Here is a 16,425-nt window from a genome sequence, read left to right as displayed (position 1 = left end):
GATGGCGCGTCGGCCCAAAGCTGAGATCGCGCTCGACAGGGAGCTCACGGATCTCCCGCCCGAACTGCGCTGGCGTGAATGGATGGGCCGGGTCGAGGCCGTGATCTTCGCCGCGCCCGCGCCGGTGCCGCGCGATGTGCTGGCCCAGGTCGTCGGCCGCGATTGCGCCCTCGACCTGGTCATCGCCGACATCCGCGAGGAACTGCGCGGGCGGCCCTATGATCTCGTCGCCGTGGCCGGCGGCTGGCACCATCGGACGCGCAGCGCCTTCGCGCCGGCGATCCGGACGGTGTCGGGCGTGCCGCAGCCGACGGCGGGTCTGTCCTCGACCGAGATCCTGTTCCTCTCCGGCATCGCCTATCTCCAGCCGATCACCCGCGGCGAGCTCGGAAAAGTGTTTGGCAAGGAGATGAGCCGCGACACTGTCGCGGCGCTGAAGCGCGCCGGCGTCATCGCGCCCGGACCGCGCAGTCCGGAGCCTGGCGCGCCTTACACCTATGTGACGACGGAAAAATTCCTGTCGGTGTTCGGCCTCGCCAGCCTGCGCGACCTGCCCGATATCGAGAAGCTCGAGGACGCCGGCTTGCTGACGAAGGACAATCTGCTGGCCGCCGAAATCCCGATCGGGATCGAAGGCGAGGAGGACGAAGAGGCCTCCCAGGATGCTCTCGATGAGCCGAATGCGGCGAACGGGCTAGAATTTTGATCGGCAAGCGCTGTTACGACGCGGCGTCCGGCGCCAGAGCCTCACTCGGCGCGCAAATTGTCCGCCGAGGCCTTGCCCGACCGCTTGTCCTGAACGAGCTCATAGGAAATCTTCTGACCGTCCCGGAGGTCACGCAGACCGGCCCGCTCGACGGCGCTGATGTGAACGAAGACATCCTGGCCGCTATCATCCGGCTGGATGAAGCCAAAGCCCTTCGTCGCATTGAACCATTTCACTGTACCTGTCGCCATGACGCACCTCTCGATCATCGGACCTGCCAACATGGCACGACATATGAAATCGGCAAGGCGAACATGGCCGTGATGGTCCACTCGCCAATGAGGGGCGTCTACTTCCGAGTTTGGCCCAGAGCTGACGTTCGGAGCGTCCGCTTCTGGGTACGCTGCTAACCGCATTTGGGCCAAGAACCCGTATCAGCACATGGAAAGGGCCGCTTCGAACCGCAGCGCGATCGCGCCCCTTCAATCGCGACCCAAATTCCCAGCGAAGCGCGGGAGCGGGAACAAGTCGGGACCCGAGCATCAGCTTCACGAGCCGTAGCTCGCTGACGACTGTCGATCGAATAGAGCGGCGTCCTGCACGGACCTCCTGATCCGTCGAACGATCTGGTCCCTATATTGGCCGCATCTCTTCGGGAAGTGTGGCGAGATTGGCGGGGGTCACCTTCCAGCGCAATGGATTGGCATAGTCGTAATCGATCGTGAGCTTGCCGCTCGCGCGGCGGATCTGCACCAGAGTCGTCTTCCAGCTGTCACCATCCGGCTTCTGCATCGCCTTGCAGAGTTCCTCGAACCTGTCGGCGAGCGGGCCGGAGCCGACCCGTGCGGGGCGAGGCCTGCCGCCATCCTCATAAGCGTAGCCGCTGATCTGCACCGAGCCGCCGGCGACGATGGCCGTGACGGCAAGGCTGTCCCAGGTATCGTCGCCGGCGGCCTGTTCCTTGACGATCTGCGCGCCGATCTCGTGCACGAGCCCGGTGGCGCGGTCATAGTCCGTCTCGATCGACATGCTCACTGCTCCAGAAGCCGCCGCATCTCGGCGGGAACGTCGACCTTGCCGCGCCGGGTTCGGGCGACGTTCGGATTGGTGCCCACGGCCTCCTCGAAGCCGTCGAAGCTCTGGTCCTGCTCGTTCTTGAACCGGGCGAAGTTACGATACACCATCTCGCCGGTCTCGGGATTGATCACCTCATAGGTGACCTCGACATTGTCCGGCCGGGCTCCGCCCCATTGCAGCTCGTCGTTCGCGCCACGCGCGCCGACCTCGACCTTGACCCTGACCTCGCCGCCGGCCTCGACCCATTGGCGCATCTCTGTCTCGAACTGAGTGTAGACCTGCTGGTTGAACTGCGAATTCTGCGGGAACATGTTGACCAGCCCCTGATCATGCAGGAACTGGTAGCCGACGATGTGGCCGCCATTGTCGTTGGCCGGGAATTCACCGGTGCGCCCGCCCTCATGGCCGACATTGGCGGTGAGCTCGTTCTCCTCGTCCGGGCGCTCCTTCTTCGGCGGGATATGCCGGATGGTGGCCTCGGCGCGAACGGTCTCGTGATTTGCGTTGACCGTCCAAGTGACCTCGTTCTGCGTCGCGGGGGCATCGCCGATCGTGCGCGTCGTCGCTCCGACCGGAAGCTGCTGGCGCTCGGCGGCGGTATCACGCTCGGAGAAGTTCGTGTTCCGCGCCGCGATATTGGCGTGGGCCGGATCGCGCACCATCGATTCGACATCGGCCGCGAGCTCGTCGAGATGCTGCCGGTCGACGTCGTTGGCCTGGCTCAGTTCGGCCCGTCGCGCCGGTGACAGGTTCGGCTCGTCGAGCTCGGTCGCGCGCTGGCTCATGCGCTGGAGCACCTTGCCGATATCGATCTGGGCGGCCCAGCCGAGCGTGCCCGGTGGCGGTTCGCCATGGTCTGCGAAGATCGCACCGAGCTGGCCTTCGAGCGTCAGGCTGCGCTGGATGTTCTGCGCAGTCGCGACATGCAGATCGATATCGGCCTGGCTCGCCTGCGGCCCATGGCGGATGCCCTGCACGACGCCCGTAGTCGGGTCGTAGTCGATCCGAACCTCGTTGCCCGGCAAGGCCGGGTCGGGCGTGACGCCTGGCGGCAGCCAGCGCAGCACATTGTCGCGAATGGTGACGGGGTTGAACATGTCGCCCGGCCGCGAGCCGGTGGCGCGCGCACCGGCGACGGTCGCCGTCGCCCAGAAGCCCATGGAGAGCAGGGCGGTCGCCCGCTCGCCGCCCGACATCTCGTTCCAGTTGCGGGCAAGGTCGACGCCCTGATTGGCGATCGCGGCGGTGTCGACGATGGCGGCGCTGGCCTGGAGGTAGCCATGGGCGGAGGCCTCGAGCGGCGCGATGGTGCGCCCGGCCCGGCCGAGCTGGGCGAGGCGCGCGGCGCTGCCGAAGGCGCCGACCGAGAGCGCGCTGGCGCCGAGATTGAGCCAGAGATTGCGCGCCTGCGCGTCTTCGAGCGGATTGATCGACTGGCCGTGCTGCGAGCGGTCGACGAGCTCGCTGCCGCTGCGATAGGCGCCCCAGGCGCCGGCCCCGACCGCGACCGCCCCGGCCCCAACGACGACCGGAGTCGCCAGCCCACCCGAGCCGACGATCAGCACGCCGCCAGCGATGACGCCGCCTACCAGGGCGGCGGTGTCGAGCGCGCTCGAAAGATGCTCGCCGAAGCTGTCGACGGTCTCCGGTGTGTTGCCTTCGCCGAGCCTGACCGCGCCGTTCTCATCGGCGCTCAGGTGCCCGCCCTCGGGGTAGGTCATATGGCCGGGCGGCAGCTTGTTGTTCTCGCGCCAGTCGTCGAAATTCTCGTAGCGCCGGCCGGTATTATCGACGAAACGCTCGGCGCCGGAGGCATCGGTGACACGGAACAGCGGCAATTGTACCGGCCCGGTCTCGCCGCTCGAATAGCTCACCGGCAGTACGGTGACATTGGGCGCGTCGCTCCCGGCGACTGCACGGATCTGGTCGGTGACGGCGCGGATTGCAGCCGCCTGGTCGCCGCTGCCATAGTAGGAGAACTGCCCACGCGCCGCCCCAGCCTCGGCGTTGGCGGGGCTGGTTCCGTCCGGCACGGCCGGCGGCAGGCCCATGGCGAAGCCGACCGTGTTGTCGAGGTCGCTGCCGGCCAGCTGCCGCGGCGCATCGCCCCTAACGGTCAGATATTGCCGCGCGATGTCCTGCGCCTCGGGCCGGACGATGGCCGGATTGGTCCAAGGGTCATCGGTCGCCTCGAGCGTTTCCGCCGTGATGCCAGGATCCATGCGGATACGGGCGAGGGCGTTGACGCGCGCCGCCAGCGGCACGCTCTCGCTGGCGGCGAAGAGCTGGCGGCCCTGGCTGGTGTTGAGGATGCCGGTGAGGCGATTGGCATCGGTGTTCTGAAGGGCTGCATCGTCGGGATGCCATTCGCGCGACAGAGCCCGGCCGAGCTGCTGTGGCAGGTCGCCCGACATCTGGCCGTAGTCGGTCAGGCTGGCGCCGGCGAAAGCATTCTGGACGAAGGCGCTGGTCGCTTCGCTCGGCGGGCCGTGGTTCAGCGCCTGCAGCGTCCGCGACAGCATCGGCGAGCCGCCTATGGCCGGGGCGTTCGGCGCTGTCGCGAGCGCGCGGGCGAAGTCGCCGGCGGCTTGCGGCGGCAGCCCGCTCACCATGTCACGCAAGGGGCGCAGATCCTCAGGCTCGTCATAGGCCGGGCCGGAGAGAGCCGTGACGGCGCTGTCGGCGATGGCACTCGCCTGCGCCCGCTCACGCCAGCTCTCATCGGTCGGCCGGTTCGCGAGTGCGCGGTTCATCTCGCCGGCGCGCACGGCGAAACGCTCGGCCACGACATCGCGCAGCTCCGGCGTATCGCCGAGATTGGTCGCGAGCCTGTGAGCCCCGCCGGGACCGTCGCCGCGACCAGCGGCCCAGCGATCGAGCATGCGGTCGACTAAATAGGCCTGCTCTGGCCGATCGAGGCCACCAAGACGGCTGCCGCCGCGCAGTGCTTCGACGACCTTGTCGTTGCTGTCGGTGCCGCCGATGCCGAGGAAGCCGCCGCTATGGTCGGAATCGTTGTCGACCCAGCTGTCGATCTCGCGCCGGCGCGTCTCGTCGGGGCCGGCTTGGGGCGCTTCTGCTGTATCCGGCTGTTCGGGCGCCGGCTCGACCTGCCGCGCCGGTGCGGCATTGGGAGCGAGCGCCGCCTCGTTCACGGCACGTTCGAAGGCGGCGGTGCCATGTGCAGCCGTATCGTCGGATGCCGCAGCACCGCCGCCTGCAGGGCGGGCGCGTTCGGTGTCGGCAGCGGCAACGGCGGAAGCGGTCATGGCCCGTATCCTTGCGATCCATTCGGCGGGTCCGCTTCAGTCTAAGGAGCGGACCTGATCGCAAGCTGACCCGGCTCAGGTGCCGGAGGCGCGCTGCCTTTCCATGGCGAGCGCAAGGCTTTCCCTGGCGGCGGGAGGTGCATTCGGCTCACGTGCCAGCGGACGCAGGATCGCGATCGCCTCCTGGGCGTGACCATCGAGCGCCAGCGAGCGGCCGAGATTGTGGCGCACCATCTGGTTCTTCGGCTGGCCGAGCAGCGCCTGGCGATAGAGCGCCTGCGCCTCCCTGTGCTGTCCGCCGCGGTCGAGGATGACGCCCTTGGCGTTCAGCAGGCGCAATTCGCCGGGGGCGGCGGCGAGCGCCTTGTCGAGCGTCGCGATCGCTTCGGCCGGCCGCTTGCGCGCCAGCTCGACCTGGGCGAGCCCGACCCAGGCGTCGACATTGTGCGGTTCGAGTCCAGCCGCCTCCCGGAAGGCGGCCTTCGCGCCGTCGAGATCCTGCTTCTGCTGCAGAATCCGCCCGAGCGCGACGCGCGGCTCGGCCGCATTTGGCCGCTCCTGCGCAAGCTGGCGATAATGGCTTTCGGACTCCGCGCCGGCGGCGGGCCGCTCGACGGCGCGGGCGATGCGCTCCCGCATCGCGTCGTCGATATCCTTCGCACCCAGCAGATCGGGGGGCGGAGTCTCGGCGACGGAGAGTTGCGGCTTGTTGTCCGAGCCGAAGCAGCCGCCGAGCGCCAGCGTGAGCATCAGGCTGGCCAGCAGCCGGACAGGGAGTTTGAAGCGCGACGACCTAGAGCATTTCCGCGTTTCTCCGAATCGGAGAAACGCTCCAGGTCCTTGTCTAGTGCGCTCCGCAGCGACCGCTCCTGCAATCAATATGCTCTTGTCCTTCCAATCGGCAGCCGAACCCCTGCCTGTCAGCCTGCTGCTGCCAGGACGTTGCGCCCGTCTTTGGGAGGCAGCGCCGGCGTCTGATCCTTGCTCGCGGCGAGCTTGACGGAGCCGATCGGCTGGACGGTGAAATCGGAGGCGAGATCCTGATAGGACAGGACCGCGAGATCGATCCCGTTGCGCATCAGGAAGCCGCGCACGAACCGCCTTATGTCCATCGACGCCAGGATGACCGGAGGAGTCTGGCCCGGCTTTATGGTCGCATGGATTTGACGCATATGTGACAAGAGCTTCTCGCTCTGGCGGTCGTCGAGCACGAGATAGGGCCCGACGGCGGTGTCGCGCACCGCGCCGCGCACGACATCCTCAGTCTCGCGCTCGATGATGTAGGCTGGCACCACGCGGTGGGCATTGGCATAGCGGTGGCAGATCTGCCGCTTCAGCCCGGCGCGGACATATTCGGTCAGCAGTACGACGTTCTGCTCGCGCTCGCCCCATTCCGCCAGTGCCTCGAGCACGAGGCGGGTGTTGCGGATCGGGATGCCCTCGTCGAGCAGGCGGCGCAGTACGTCGGCGATGCGCGGGACCGGGACGATGCGCACCACCTCCTTCACCAGATCGGCATATTCCTGCTCCATCCGGGCGAGCAGCAGGCGCGTCTCCTGGATGCCGACGAAGCGCTGGGCGTAGCGCACCAGCGCCGCGTGGATGCGCATCGCCAGGATCTCGCCGGCATCGTGGTGGCCGATGCCGGCCGCTGCGAGAGCCGGGCCGTGCCGGTTTTCGATCCAGATCTTCTCGGTCTCGGGATCGTGGCGGAATGGAATGCCGCTCAGTTCCATATTGGCGAAGTCGTCGGTGAGCAGGAGCTGGGTCGGCTCGATCGTGTCCTGCTCGACCGGCACGCCCTCGACGTCGATGCGGAACTGCGCCGCCGGCAGGCCCTGGTCGAGCTGGACCGGGATGCGCGGGATCATGATGCCGAGATCGGCGGAAACCAGGCTCGAGATGCGCGCGATGTGCCGCTGCAGCCCGTCCGTATCGATGGCGCGCGCCAGATCCGGCGCCAGGAAGAGCACGATCGGCAGTGCTTCGGCCGGCAGCGGCGATGGCTTGTTGCGCTGGGCGGCCACTCCGCCAGCAGGCATTGCCGCAACGCCGGCCGGACCCTCCTTCGGCTGCTTGTTGATAAAGCTCGCGGCGGCAAAGATCGCGGCGAGGATCAGGAAGACCGCGATCGGAAAGCCCGGGATGAAGCCCATGGCGACTAGCACGCAGGCTGCGACGCGCAAGGCACGGGGCGAAGCCGTGAGCTGGACTGCGATATCGGCGCCGAGATTGAGCTTGGCCGAGCCGTTGACGCGGGTGACGATCGTCGCGGCGGTGATCGACAGCAGGAGCGCCGGAATCTGAGCGATCAGCGCGTCGCCGATGGTGAGCAGCGTATAGTGATGCAGCGCTGTGTCGAACGACATGCCCTTCGAGAGCATGCCGATCGTGATGCCGCCCAGCATGTTGATGACGATGACGACAAGGCTGGCGATCGCGTCGCCTTTCACGAACTTCATCGCGCCGTCCATGGCGCCGTAGAGCTGGCTCTCGCTTTCGAGGTGCGAGCGCTTGGCGCGCGCGTCGGCCTGGTCGATGTCGCCGTTCCGAAGCTCGGCGTCGATCGCCATCTGCTTGCCCGGCAGCGCATCGAGCGTGAAGCGGGCCGCGACCTCGGCGACGCGTTCCGCACCTTTGGCGATGACGATGAATTGCACCAGCGTCACGATCAGGAAGATGACGATGCCGACGACGATGTTCCCGGCGATGACGAAGTCGCCGAAGGTGTGGATGATACTGCCGGCATCGCCCTCGGAGAGGATCAGGCGGGTGGTCGCGATCGTCAGCGACAGCCGGAACACCGTCGAGATCAGGATGACGCCCGGCAGCGAGGAAAAATCCATTGGGCTCGCGATGTAGAGCGCAACCATCAGCAAGAGGATGGCGAAGCCGAGATTGAAGCCGATCAGAGCGTCGATGAACATGACCGGGATCGGCATGATCATCATCGCGATAGCGAGCAGCAGCAGCAGCGCGACCATTAGGTCGGGATTGGCCGGGACTCTGCTGATGAAGCTGCGCAAGGTCGCGATCATCGGCAGCTCCCGGGCAAGGTCTCTGATCCGGCGCTGGCGCGCAGGGCGACATAGTCGCGGAAGGCCGACTTCGCTTCGTCGATCCGGCCGGCGCGGCGCAAGGCATGACTGCGCAGCAAGGTCAGCTGCAGGCGCGATCCGGGCTGGTCGTCGAGCGGCTCGAGGCGCTCGAGCACGCTGAGCGCCTCCTCGCCGGCGCCGTCGGAGACGAGGCCATAGGCGAGGATGCGCAGCAATCCGATATCACGCGAATCCTCGTGGTCGAGCAGCCGCAGCAGAGCAAGGCCCTGCGCATGCTGGCCGCAGGCGAGATGGACATAGGAAAGGGCACAGAGCAGATCGCGCTCCTGACCTGAAACCGGCACGACCTCGCCGGCGAGCGCCGAATGAACCTGGAGGTCGGCTTCGCGCGGCGGCGGGAGGTTCCGGCCGGTCATACTCAGCCCTCGATCAGGCTGTTGCGATGCTGGCGCAGCAAGGCGAGCCGTCTCAGCTCCTGCTGGATCACGAACACGCCCTCGCGCACGACCGAGTCCTCGGAGGCGGCCGAGAAGGTTCCGGCAAGATGCTCGAGCAGCGCGTTGTGCTTTTCGGCGAGCAGGACGTCCGGGTGACGCAGGCGCGGCATCACGAATGACAGAAGCCCGGCTGCGAGATTGCGGCCATAGAGCGAGGCCAGCGCCGCGCGCGGGTCGAGCTGGGCGAGCGAGGCGCGCATCTCGTCGAGATGCACGCGGGTGACGGCATCGACGTCCTGCGCGGCCAAGGCGGCCTCGATGGCGAGATCGAGCGGCATCTCCTGAGGGTCCGCTTCGCGGAGCTGCGAACGCCCCCTGTCGCCACCACCCGGCCGAACGCCGTTGACGCGCGATCCCTCGCCGGAGGAGGGGAGGGTGTCGGAGCGCGGCGTATGGTCCTCGAGACCCTGGCGCGGCGGGCTGTCTGTCCGGATCGGTCGGCGCGGCAGCTTGACCATGGCGGGCGTCTCCCGCGGTGTTCAGTAGCGGACCGCGGCGAGCCGGCCGTCCCGGCTCAACAGCACCCGGTCGCTCTCGATCCGGTGAATCGTCCAGCCGTCATCGAGCATCGCTCCGACAAAATATTTCTGCCCGCGCACGAGAAGATGCGGCTGCGTGCCCTGCCAGACCGCCTCGACCGCGATGGACGAGGGCAGTTTCTCCTCCTTCACCGCAACGCCGTTCACCAGTGTCAGCGCGCCGGTATAGCGCCGGTCGAACCATTGCTGGAGCTTCTGCCATTCAGGCACCAGTCCCGGCTCGATCGTGCCCTCGGCAGCGACGACGCCCGGCCCGGAGCCGATCCTGATGTTGAGCAGGCCGGCCTTCTCGACCTCCGCCTGTAGGGACTGCGCTGCCGCCGTCGAGCCGCCTCCGTCGGGCCGCGCCGAAGCGAATTTACGCGTTGATGCGGCTTCGCTCACGTTAGCTGCGCTGGTCGTCGGCGCGCGAGCGTCGGCGGTGGCGCCGTAAATGAAGGTCATGGTTCCTGCAATCGCCACGAACGCGATCAGGGCTGCTGCGACTGTGGTCGCGGATGCCAGGTGCGCAGTGTTCGCAGGTGCGGGCAGGGGGGCCGATTCATCGGCCCAGCGCATCGACATGGTGCCGACCTGAACCAGCGCCGGAAAATGCGATTCGACGGTTTCGCCCGGTGCGATCTCGCCGACGCTGTCCAGCAGCACGCCAGGCGCCAGTGCTTCGATCGCGATGCGCCCTGGCTCCAGGGTGACGCGCAGATGCTGCGGTTCCAAGCCCTGCTCGACGAAGACGAGATCGGCATCCAGGCTGCTGCCGATCACGCGTACGCCTGCGCTCATAGTCTCGCTGAGGCCGGCATAATGACCTGATTGCACTTCGAACTTGAAGGACGCGGTCTCGCTCACGACGGTCTCCTCAATGCCGATACGAGCACGTACAGCGACTGTACGGCTCGGTTCGCATTCACAGGGTCGTTCATGTCTGGCGCGATTGGGTGGGCCGACACGGGCAGATGGGAACGGGGCGGCCGGAGCCGCCCCGATATAGGCTTACTGCACGCGCTCGTCGGCGACCTTCTTGTCTGAGGCGAGCTGCGTCGAAACCATGCGCATCTGGATGCTCTTGGCCTGCGCCTCCTCGCTGACGCGCTTCAGCTCGGCGATCTGGGACTCGAAATTGCCAGCGCCGCCGGCACCACCGGTGCCGCCGGCCTGGCCGCCACCATTGCCGCCGACCAGACCGTTGAGCGCCCCGCCGACGAGGCCGCCAATGTTGAAGGACATGTTGTTTCTCCTGGGTTTGAGTTCGAATTGGCCGCTTGAAGCGGTTGCAATGACCGTTCGCCGGACGTCAGGCGTCCTCTTCCGTTTCGGCCATCACCTCGTCGAAGTCGGCCATGGCATCGTTCGCGATCTGCATCGCGAAAGAGCCGAGGGCCTGCTCGAAGGCTTCGGCCTGACCCGAATCCTTCGAATCACCACCGCCTTCGATTGCACCGCCGACCGCGCCGCCGATGGCCGATCCGATCGGGCCACCGAAAATGCCGCCGACCACGCTTCCGATTGCTCCCAGCATCGGGCGCTCCTTCGTTCGCTTATGCGAGCCGCGGGCGCGGTCCGCATTCACCATGCTCACGAGAGGGAAGGTAGGCAGCCCAGCTTTCGAGAAGCTGACGAGTTCAAGGAAAATGATTTGCCGGCTAATTTAATGGATGCCGATCGCGCCTGCCCTGCCGACGACATTGCTGGCTATTGAGCGTTCTGCCTCTGCTCCAGCGCCGGCGCGCGCACGATGCCCTCCGGGCGCGGCGTCTCGGTGGAGTACTGTCCTTCGATCCGGCCGTTGCGGAGGACCGTGGTCGAGGCGCCGCGGAACAGCGTCAGGACACTGTCTTGCGGTGGGCGCTGGACCTCGATGGCGCGCGGACGGGCCTGCGCCTCGGCGACCAGGCCGTTCAGTGTCTGCTCCGCCAGAGCGACGAAGCGCGGCGGGCCGGAGGTCAGGACCAGACCGTTGCCCGGGGCCGGGCGGACGACGAAGCGGTCATCGGAAATGCTCAAAGCGTCGAGCGTGCCCTTGAACGTGTCGAAGCTGATGGGTGCTAGCACCAGAAGGCGACTCTGCGATTCCTTGGCGGTGGTGACGTAAAGGACGATTCCGTCAAAATACCATTGCAGATTGTAGAGCTTGGCCAGGTGATCGAGAAATTCGCGCGGCTGCAGCTCTGGCATGCGACCGCGAATGCGACCCTTGACCTCGCTGCTGACATTGACCTTCAGGTTGAGATTGCTGCCGAACTCCTGAAGCGCGCTGGATAGTTCCTGATCCAGGACCATATAATTATACGGCGTATCCGGAAGATTGAGTGGCGCTGAGTTTGAAGAATTACTTGTGGAGATAAAGGGTACTCCAGCTAAAATAAAAGATACCAAGGCCTTCATCGAAATTGATTTCAAAATCATTTCAGAGTTCCGCCAAAGGCCAGATCCCGTATGTCTGCCACCGGAGTTTGCGGCGCGATTATGGTCTTCGGATGACAGAAAGGCAGGCACAGCCTCGTCAGCTTCCCGTCAGCTAGGCAACCTAGTGTCCAAAGCGTTAACGAGGGGCGTCCACCGCCTCTCGCCCTAACCCAAACGAGCAAAAGGGCTTCCATATGCTCATTGGTGCATCGGGGCTGGCTGGCCTGGTCGATAATCTTCCACGGGTCGCGTCGACGCCGGCCGTAGGGCAGCAACTGCAATTCGAGCAGACTCTGGTGCAGCCGGCCGCGTCCGGCAATGCCGCTGCGCAGCCGCCATCCGGCGTCACCACACCCGTGCAGCCGTCCACGGAAGTTGCGCGCACGCGAACCGAAACCGCGTCGCTCGGCGAGCGCATCCTGCAGAATCTCTCGGCTGTACACCGCGGCCAGAGCACTTCTGCTGCCGGCGGGGTGGAGTCGGCCTTGAAGGCACCCCAGCCGGGGCCTGCCGAGCAGTCGCTGGCCCAGCCGAACGGGCCGAGGCTGCCTGCAAAGGTCGCCAGCGCCGACAATTTCGACGCCATGATCGCCTCGCTGCAGGGCGTCTACAACAATGTCATCCAGGTCTCGCTTGTCTCGAAGAGCACCGGCAGCGTCAGCTCGTCGGTGAACAAGCTGATGTCGGCGAGCTGACCGCGATGGATCGGGTGCGGCGCATGCGCAACGACGGAAACCGAGGGCCGAGCCGCGTGTCGTCCCGGCGACGGCGCATTGCCGTCCTCATCGCGCTGGCAGCTTCGCTCGCGCTCGGGGGGTGCAAGGCCGACCTTTACACCAAGCTGCAGGAACGCGAGGCCAACGAGATGCTGGCCCTGTTGCTCAATCATGGCATCGAGGCCAGCCGCATCGCAGCCAAGGACGGTACCAGCACCATCCAGGTCGAGCAGAAGCAGCTGGCGGGTGCGATCGACCTGCTCAAGGCGGAAGGATTCCCCCGTCAGACCTTCAAGAACCTCGGAGAGGTGTTCAAGGGCTCCGGCCTGATCGCTTCGCCAACGGAGGAGCGCGCCCGCTACGTCTATGCGCTCAGCGAGGAATTATCGCGCACGATCAGCGACATCGACGGTGTGCTGTCGGCGCGCATCCATGTGGTGCTGCCGAAGAACGATCTGCTCCGGCAGGATACGACGCCGTCCTCGGCCTCGGTCTTCATCCGCCATGATTCACGGGCGCAGCTGAACGCGCTGATGCCGCAGATCAAGATGCTCGTCGCCAACAGCATCGAGGGTCTCTCCTACGACAAGGTGGCCGTGGTCTTCGTCCCGGTCGAGCGCTCGAATGCCGCGGCCGAAGCCTCGGCGGAGCGGCTGGGCGCGGCGACCGGAGCCTCCCAGCGCATGCTGGGGCCGGTTTCGATGAGCTGGGCAGCGGCAGGCGCTGGATTGGCCGCTGCGGGCGCTGCCCTCGGCGCACTGCTCTTCGGGCTCCTGCGCGGAAGACGGCCGGAACACCGGCCGCGGCCACCATCCCGTGAGCTGACCACCGTCGACAACCGTCTCGGCATTGCCAGCGGAGACATCGAGCGAAAGCCCACCATGCGTGAGGCGGCATAGCTCTGGCCGGAGCATTCGCAATGCCTGCCACTCAAGCTGAGTCGGATCACGGCGGAATCGCTGCAACCGGCCTTGCGGCGCTGGTTCCGGCGATCCATCCCGCACGCATCGCCGCCTGCCTCGACGGCTCGCTGTCGCCGACGACGCTTGCACGGCTCCAGGCGAGCGGCCGGCTGCACGAGCGTCTCGCTCGCCTGGTTCTCGGTGATGCACCCGAGATATCGACCGCATCCTCGGCGGCGGATCCGCTTCTCGGTGCAGCTCCGCGGCGCGTGGCCCTGCTGGCAGGCGCCGTCTGGCATGCCCGTTCGCTTCTCAAGCTGATCGCCGGGCAGGACATCGCCATCTTCACCGAGCGAGTCGGGGCCGAGGTCCACGCCTTCGGCATCCGCCATGTCGAGCAGGCCGTGTCGTCGACCTTGATCACCGGGCCCGAACGCCTTGCCGAGGCCGTCGAGCACGATGGGCATGGCTGCCTCGGCGCTTGGCTCGCGGCTTTGCCCGAGCCTGATCGCCGCCAGATCCTGCTGCGCCTGCCGCCGGGCACGGTCGCCGAGCAGTCGATGGCGGTTCACGCAGCGGCTGCTGGCGAGATTTTCGCTGCCGTCCTTCCTCATCTGGCGTCGGTGGGGACCAGGCCATGACGCTCGAGACCGACACCCTTCCCGCCAGCCCGGCACTTCGCCCGCTCGGCCCGCTCGTACGGGCGGAGGAGGTCGGGCTCTGGAACGATGCGGCGGAGGCGCGCGCCGCGACCGAGCGGCATGTGCGCCGGGTTCGAAGCTGGGCGCGCACGGCCTATGAACGCGAGCGCGCACGCGGCCATGCCGAGGGCCGGGCCGCAGGCGCAGAGGAAGCGTCGCGGCTGGTCGCCGGAGCCACGGCAGAGGCCGCCAGGCAAAAGGCGGTGCTCGAACGTGAACTGCCGGATCTCGTCATGGAGATCGTCCGCGATCTGCTCGGCGCCTTCGACCCGGGGGAGATGCTGATCCGCACCGTGCGGCATGCGATCGAGCAGAAATACGGCGGTGGCGAAGTCCGGCTGCGTGTCGCGCCCGTTCATGCCGATGCGCTCGCTCGCGAATTCGCCGGCTGCGACGGCCAGGAAGGGCGGCCGCTGGTGCGCGTCGAGGCCGATCCGGCGCTGTCGGCACGCCAATGCGTGCTGTGGAGCGAGTTCGGCAATATCGATCTTGGCCTCGATGCGCAGCTCAGGGCGCTGCGTCTCGGCTTCGGGCTGCCTTCCGAAGAGGAGGGCGCGTGACAATCCCGTTTCCCGCCGGCGGAGAGGCGAGCCCCGATGCAGGGCTGGGGACGGCGCTTTCCCGCCTGCGTGCGACCGCCCAGCGGATCGATACCCGTGCAGTCAGGGGCAGGATCACGCGCGCCGTCGGCACGCTGATCCACGCCGTGGTGCCGGATGTCCGTATCGGTGAGCTCTGTCTGCTGCAGGATCCGCGCACCGGCTGGTCGCTTGAGGCTGAAGTGGTCGGGCTGTCGCAGGATGGCGTCATGCTGACGCCGATCGGCGAGTTGCAGGGTCTGTCCAGCCGTACCGAAGTGGTCTCGACCGGCCGCATGCTCGAAGTGCCCGTAGGCAAGGCTTTGCTCGGGCGGGTGGTCGATAGTTTCGGCCGGCCGCTCGACGGCAAGGCGGCACTTGCCATCTCGGAAACCCGGCCCCTGCGCCGCGGCGCGCCCAATCCGATGGCGCGGCGCCTGATCGAGCGGCCGCTCTCGCTCGGCATCCGCGCCATGGACGGACTGCTGACCTGTGGCGAGGGCCAGCGCATCGGCATCTATGGCGAGCCGGGCGGCGGCAAGTCGACCTTGCTGGCGCAGATCGTCAAGGGTGCCGATGCCGATGTCGCCGTGGTCGCGCTGATCGGCGAGCGCGGGCGCGAGGTGCGCGAATTCATCGAGCGTCATCTCGGCGCCGACGGGTTGCAGCGCACGGTTATGGTGGTGGCAACCTCGGATCGCTCCGCAATGGAGCGGGCGCAATGCGCCCATATGGCGACCACAGTGGCCGAGCATTTCCGCGAGCAGGGTCTGCGCGTCGTGCTGTTGATGGATTCGCTGACGCGGTTCGCGCGCGCCATGCGCGAGATCGGGCTCGCTGCGGGCGAGCCGCCGACGCGGCGCGGCTTTCCGCCCTCGGTCTTCGCTATGCTGCCCGGGCTGCTCGAGCGGGCCGGCATGGGCGAGAGCGGCTCGATCACCGCCTTCTATACCGTGCTCGTCGAGGGCGACGGCACGGGCGATCCGATCGCCGAAGAGACGCGCGGCATTCTCGACGGCCATGTCATCCTCTCGCGCCAGCTTGCGGCACAGGGGCATTTCCCCGCGATCGACGTGCTCGCCAGCCGCAGCCGCGTGATGGACGCGGTGGTCTCTGCGGCGCAGCGCAAGTCAGCAGCCTTCATGCGCGACCTTCTCGCCCGCCACGCCGACGCGGAGTTCCTGGTGCGGGTCGGCGAGTACAAGCACGGCAGCGATCCGCTGACCGACCGGGCCATCGGCACGATCGACGAAATGCGCGGCTTCCTGCGTCAGGCCGAGGACGAGCACTCAACTTTCGAGGAAACGGTCGCATGGCTGTCGCGTCTGACCGGATAAGCTCCTCGCATGTCTCGGCATTGCGGCATGTGAAAGGTATGCGCGAGCGCCGCGCCCTGAGCGAGTGGCAGGCCATGGATGCGAAGCGCCGCGCAGCGGCTCTCGCCGAGGCGAGCGCGCACGAGGAACTGGTCGCTGCGCAAGCCGAACGGACGGCATTCGAGCGCGAGCTTTATCGCCGGCTGATCATCTCCGATCCGCTGCTCGGTGGCGAGCTGGAGCGCGGCCAGCGGACGCTGGAACAGCTCACCGCCGCGGTCGAGCGGCGTCGCACAGCGCTCGACGATGCCGGCGCCGCGCACCGGAAAGCGGAGGCGGCTGCGTCCGAGAGCCGGGCGCATTGGGCCAGGAGCTCGGCCGTGCTGCGCAAATGGCAATTGATCGAAGGCGACATCCACCGGACGAGGCAGCTGCGCAGCGAGCATCTCGGCGAGATCGAGATCGAGGACGATATCGTGCTCCGTCACGGGCGAGCGCTTGCATCGCAGACGACGGATGTCCGCGCTTGACGATGTCGGCTCCCATGCTGGCGCGAGCGGAACGCCTCGCCGGATTCTCGTCCGACGAGCTGGCAACGCATGCCGTTTTCAAGCCACGGCTTACACTCTCCAGCGCCGTGGCCGGCTGGATCAACGATGTCG

The 16,425-nt window shown here is 67.0% G+C and carries 18 protein-coding genes; 7 read left to right on the top strand and 11 right to left on the bottom strand.

The window, feature by feature from the left end; translation table 11 throughout:
- The first annotated feature begins 1 nt into the window (after position 1).
- Positions 2 to 706 carry an SMC-Scp complex subunit ScpB gene (gene scpB / locus QO058_RS30480; RefSeq protein WP_284173183.1) on the top strand — a complete coding sequence of 235 codons (705 nt, stop codon included), beginning with the start codon at positions 2 to 4 and terminating at the stop codon, positions 704 to 706.
- A gap of 41 nt (positions 707 to 747) precedes the next feature.
- Here the strand turns inward: scpB and QO058_RS30475 are convergent, their stop codons facing one another.
- The 11 genes from QO058_RS30475 to QO058_RS30425 form a co-directional block, all read right to left on the bottom strand.
- The gene (locus QO058_RS30475; RefSeq protein WP_284173182.1) at positions 748 to 957 is read right to left on the bottom strand and encodes a cold-shock protein; all 210 of its coding nucleotides are present in this window, start codon (positions 955 to 957) and stop codon (positions 748 to 750) included.
- Positions 958 to 1,339: 382 nt separating this feature from the next.
- The gene (locus QO058_RS30470) at positions 1,340 to 1,735 is read right to left on the bottom strand and encodes a hypothetical protein (protein WP_284173181.1); all 396 of its coding nucleotides are present in this window, start codon (positions 1,733 to 1,735) and stop codon (positions 1,340 to 1,342) included.
- Positions 1,736 to 1,737: 2 nt separating this feature from the next.
- Positions 1,738 to 5,052 (bottom strand): DUF4781 domain-containing protein, encoded by a 3,315-nt coding sequence (locus tag QO058_RS30465; protein WP_284173180.1) that lies wholly within the window; start codon positions 5,050 to 5,052, stop codon positions 1,738 to 1,740.
- Positions 5,053 to 5,127: 75 nt separating this feature from the next.
- Positions 5,128 to 5,802 (bottom strand): tetratricopeptide repeat protein, encoded by a 675-nt coding sequence (locus tag QO058_RS30460; protein ID WP_284173179.1) that lies wholly within the window; start codon positions 5,800 to 5,802, stop codon positions 5,128 to 5,130.
- A gap of 170 nt (positions 5,803 to 5,972) precedes the next feature.
- Complete coding sequence (sctV, locus tag QO058_RS30455; protein WP_284173178.1) at positions 5,973 to 8,090, bottom strand: type III secretion system export apparatus subunit SctV; 2,118 nt, start codon at positions 8,088 to 8,090, stop codon at positions 5,973 to 5,975.
- Positions 8,087 to 8,527: a tetratricopeptide repeat protein gene (locus tag QO058_RS30450; RefSeq protein ID WP_284173176.1), complete on the bottom strand. Its 441-nt coding sequence runs from the start codon at positions 8,525 to 8,527 to the stop codon at positions 8,087 to 8,089. The genes sctV and QO058_RS30450 overlap by 4 nt, the downstream gene beginning before the upstream one ends.
- 2 nt (positions 8,528 to 8,529) lie before the next feature.
- Positions 8,530 to 9,066 carry a hypothetical protein gene (locus tag QO058_RS30445; protein WP_284173175.1) on the bottom strand — a complete coding sequence of 179 codons (537 nt, stop codon included), beginning with the start codon at positions 9,064 to 9,066 and terminating at the stop codon, positions 8,530 to 8,532.
- A 21-nt stretch (positions 9,067 to 9,087) separates the two neighbouring features.
- On the bottom strand, positions 9,088 to 9,993 hold the full coding sequence (locus QO058_RS30440; RefSeq protein ID WP_284173174.1) for a SctD/MshK family protein: 906 nt from the start codon (positions 9,991 to 9,993) through the stop codon (positions 9,088 to 9,090).
- A gap of 144 nt (positions 9,994 to 10,137) precedes the next feature.
- Positions 10,138 to 10,371, bottom strand: coding sequence for a hypothetical protein (locus tag QO058_RS30435; RefSeq protein ID WP_284173173.1), 234 nt, complete (start codon positions 10,369 to 10,371; stop codon positions 10,138 to 10,140).
- A 67-nt stretch (positions 10,372 to 10,438) separates the two neighbouring features.
- Entirely contained in the window at positions 10,439 to 10,642 is a 204-nt protein-coding gene (locus QO058_RS30430) for a hypothetical protein (protein WP_284173172.1), read from the bottom strand.
- Positions 10,643 to 10,836: 194 nt separating this feature from the next.
- A complete protein-coding gene (locus QO058_RS30425; RefSeq protein ID WP_432212095.1) occupies positions 10,837 to 11,550 on the bottom strand; it encodes a nodulation protein NolW in 714 nt (237 codons plus the stop codon).
- Between the two features lie 194 nt (positions 11,551 to 11,744).
- Between QO058_RS30425 and QO058_RS30420 the strand changes: the two genes are divergently transcribed.
- Genes QO058_RS30420 through QO058_RS30395 form a run of 6 tightly spaced genes read left to right on the top strand, consistent with a single transcriptional unit; the run spans position 11,745 to position 16,293 of the window.
- Positions 11,745 to 12,245 (top strand): nodulation protein NolB, encoded by a 501-nt coding sequence (locus QO058_RS30420; RefSeq protein WP_284173171.1) that lies wholly within the window; start codon positions 11,745 to 11,747, stop codon positions 12,243 to 12,245.
- 23 nt (positions 12,246 to 12,268) lie between these two features.
- A complete protein-coding gene (sctJ, locus tag QO058_RS30415) occupies positions 12,269 to 13,165 on the top strand; it encodes a type III secretion system inner membrane ring lipoprotein SctJ (protein ID WP_284173169.1) in 897 nt (298 codons plus the stop codon).
- Between the two features lie 20 nt (positions 13,166 to 13,185).
- The gene (locus tag QO058_RS30410; protein ID WP_284173168.1) at positions 13,186 to 13,809 is read left to right on the top strand and encodes a nodulation protein NolU; all 624 of its coding nucleotides are present in this window, start codon (positions 13,186 to 13,188) and stop codon (positions 13,807 to 13,809) included.
- Complete coding sequence (sctL, locus tag QO058_RS30405; protein WP_284173167.1) at positions 13,806 to 14,429, top strand: type III secretion system stator protein SctL; 624 nt, start codon at positions 13,806 to 13,808, stop codon at positions 14,427 to 14,429. The genes QO058_RS30410 and sctL overlap by 4 nt, the downstream gene beginning before the upstream one ends.
- Positions 14,426 to 15,784 carry a type III secretion system ATPase SctN gene (sctN, locus tag QO058_RS30400; protein ID WP_284173166.1) on the top strand — a complete coding sequence of 453 codons (1,359 nt, stop codon included), beginning with the start codon at positions 14,426 to 14,428 and terminating at the stop codon, positions 15,782 to 15,784. The genes sctL and sctN overlap by 4 nt, the downstream gene beginning before the upstream one ends.
- A complete protein-coding gene (locus QO058_RS30395; RefSeq protein WP_284173164.1) occupies positions 15,760 to 16,293 on the top strand; it encodes a hypothetical protein in 534 nt (177 codons plus the stop codon). The genes sctN and QO058_RS30395 overlap by 25 nt, the downstream gene beginning before the upstream one ends.
- The last annotated feature ends 132 nt before the right edge of the window (positions 16,294 to 16,425 follow it).

This window comes from Bosea vestrisii (genome assembly GCF_030144325.1).
Taxonomy (GTDB): domain Bacteria; phylum Pseudomonadota; class Alphaproteobacteria; order Rhizobiales; family Beijerinckiaceae; genus Allobosea; species Allobosea vestrisii_A.
The sequence above is the reverse complement of the archived record's forward strand: the minus strand, read 5'-3'. Positions and strand labels throughout refer to the sequence as shown.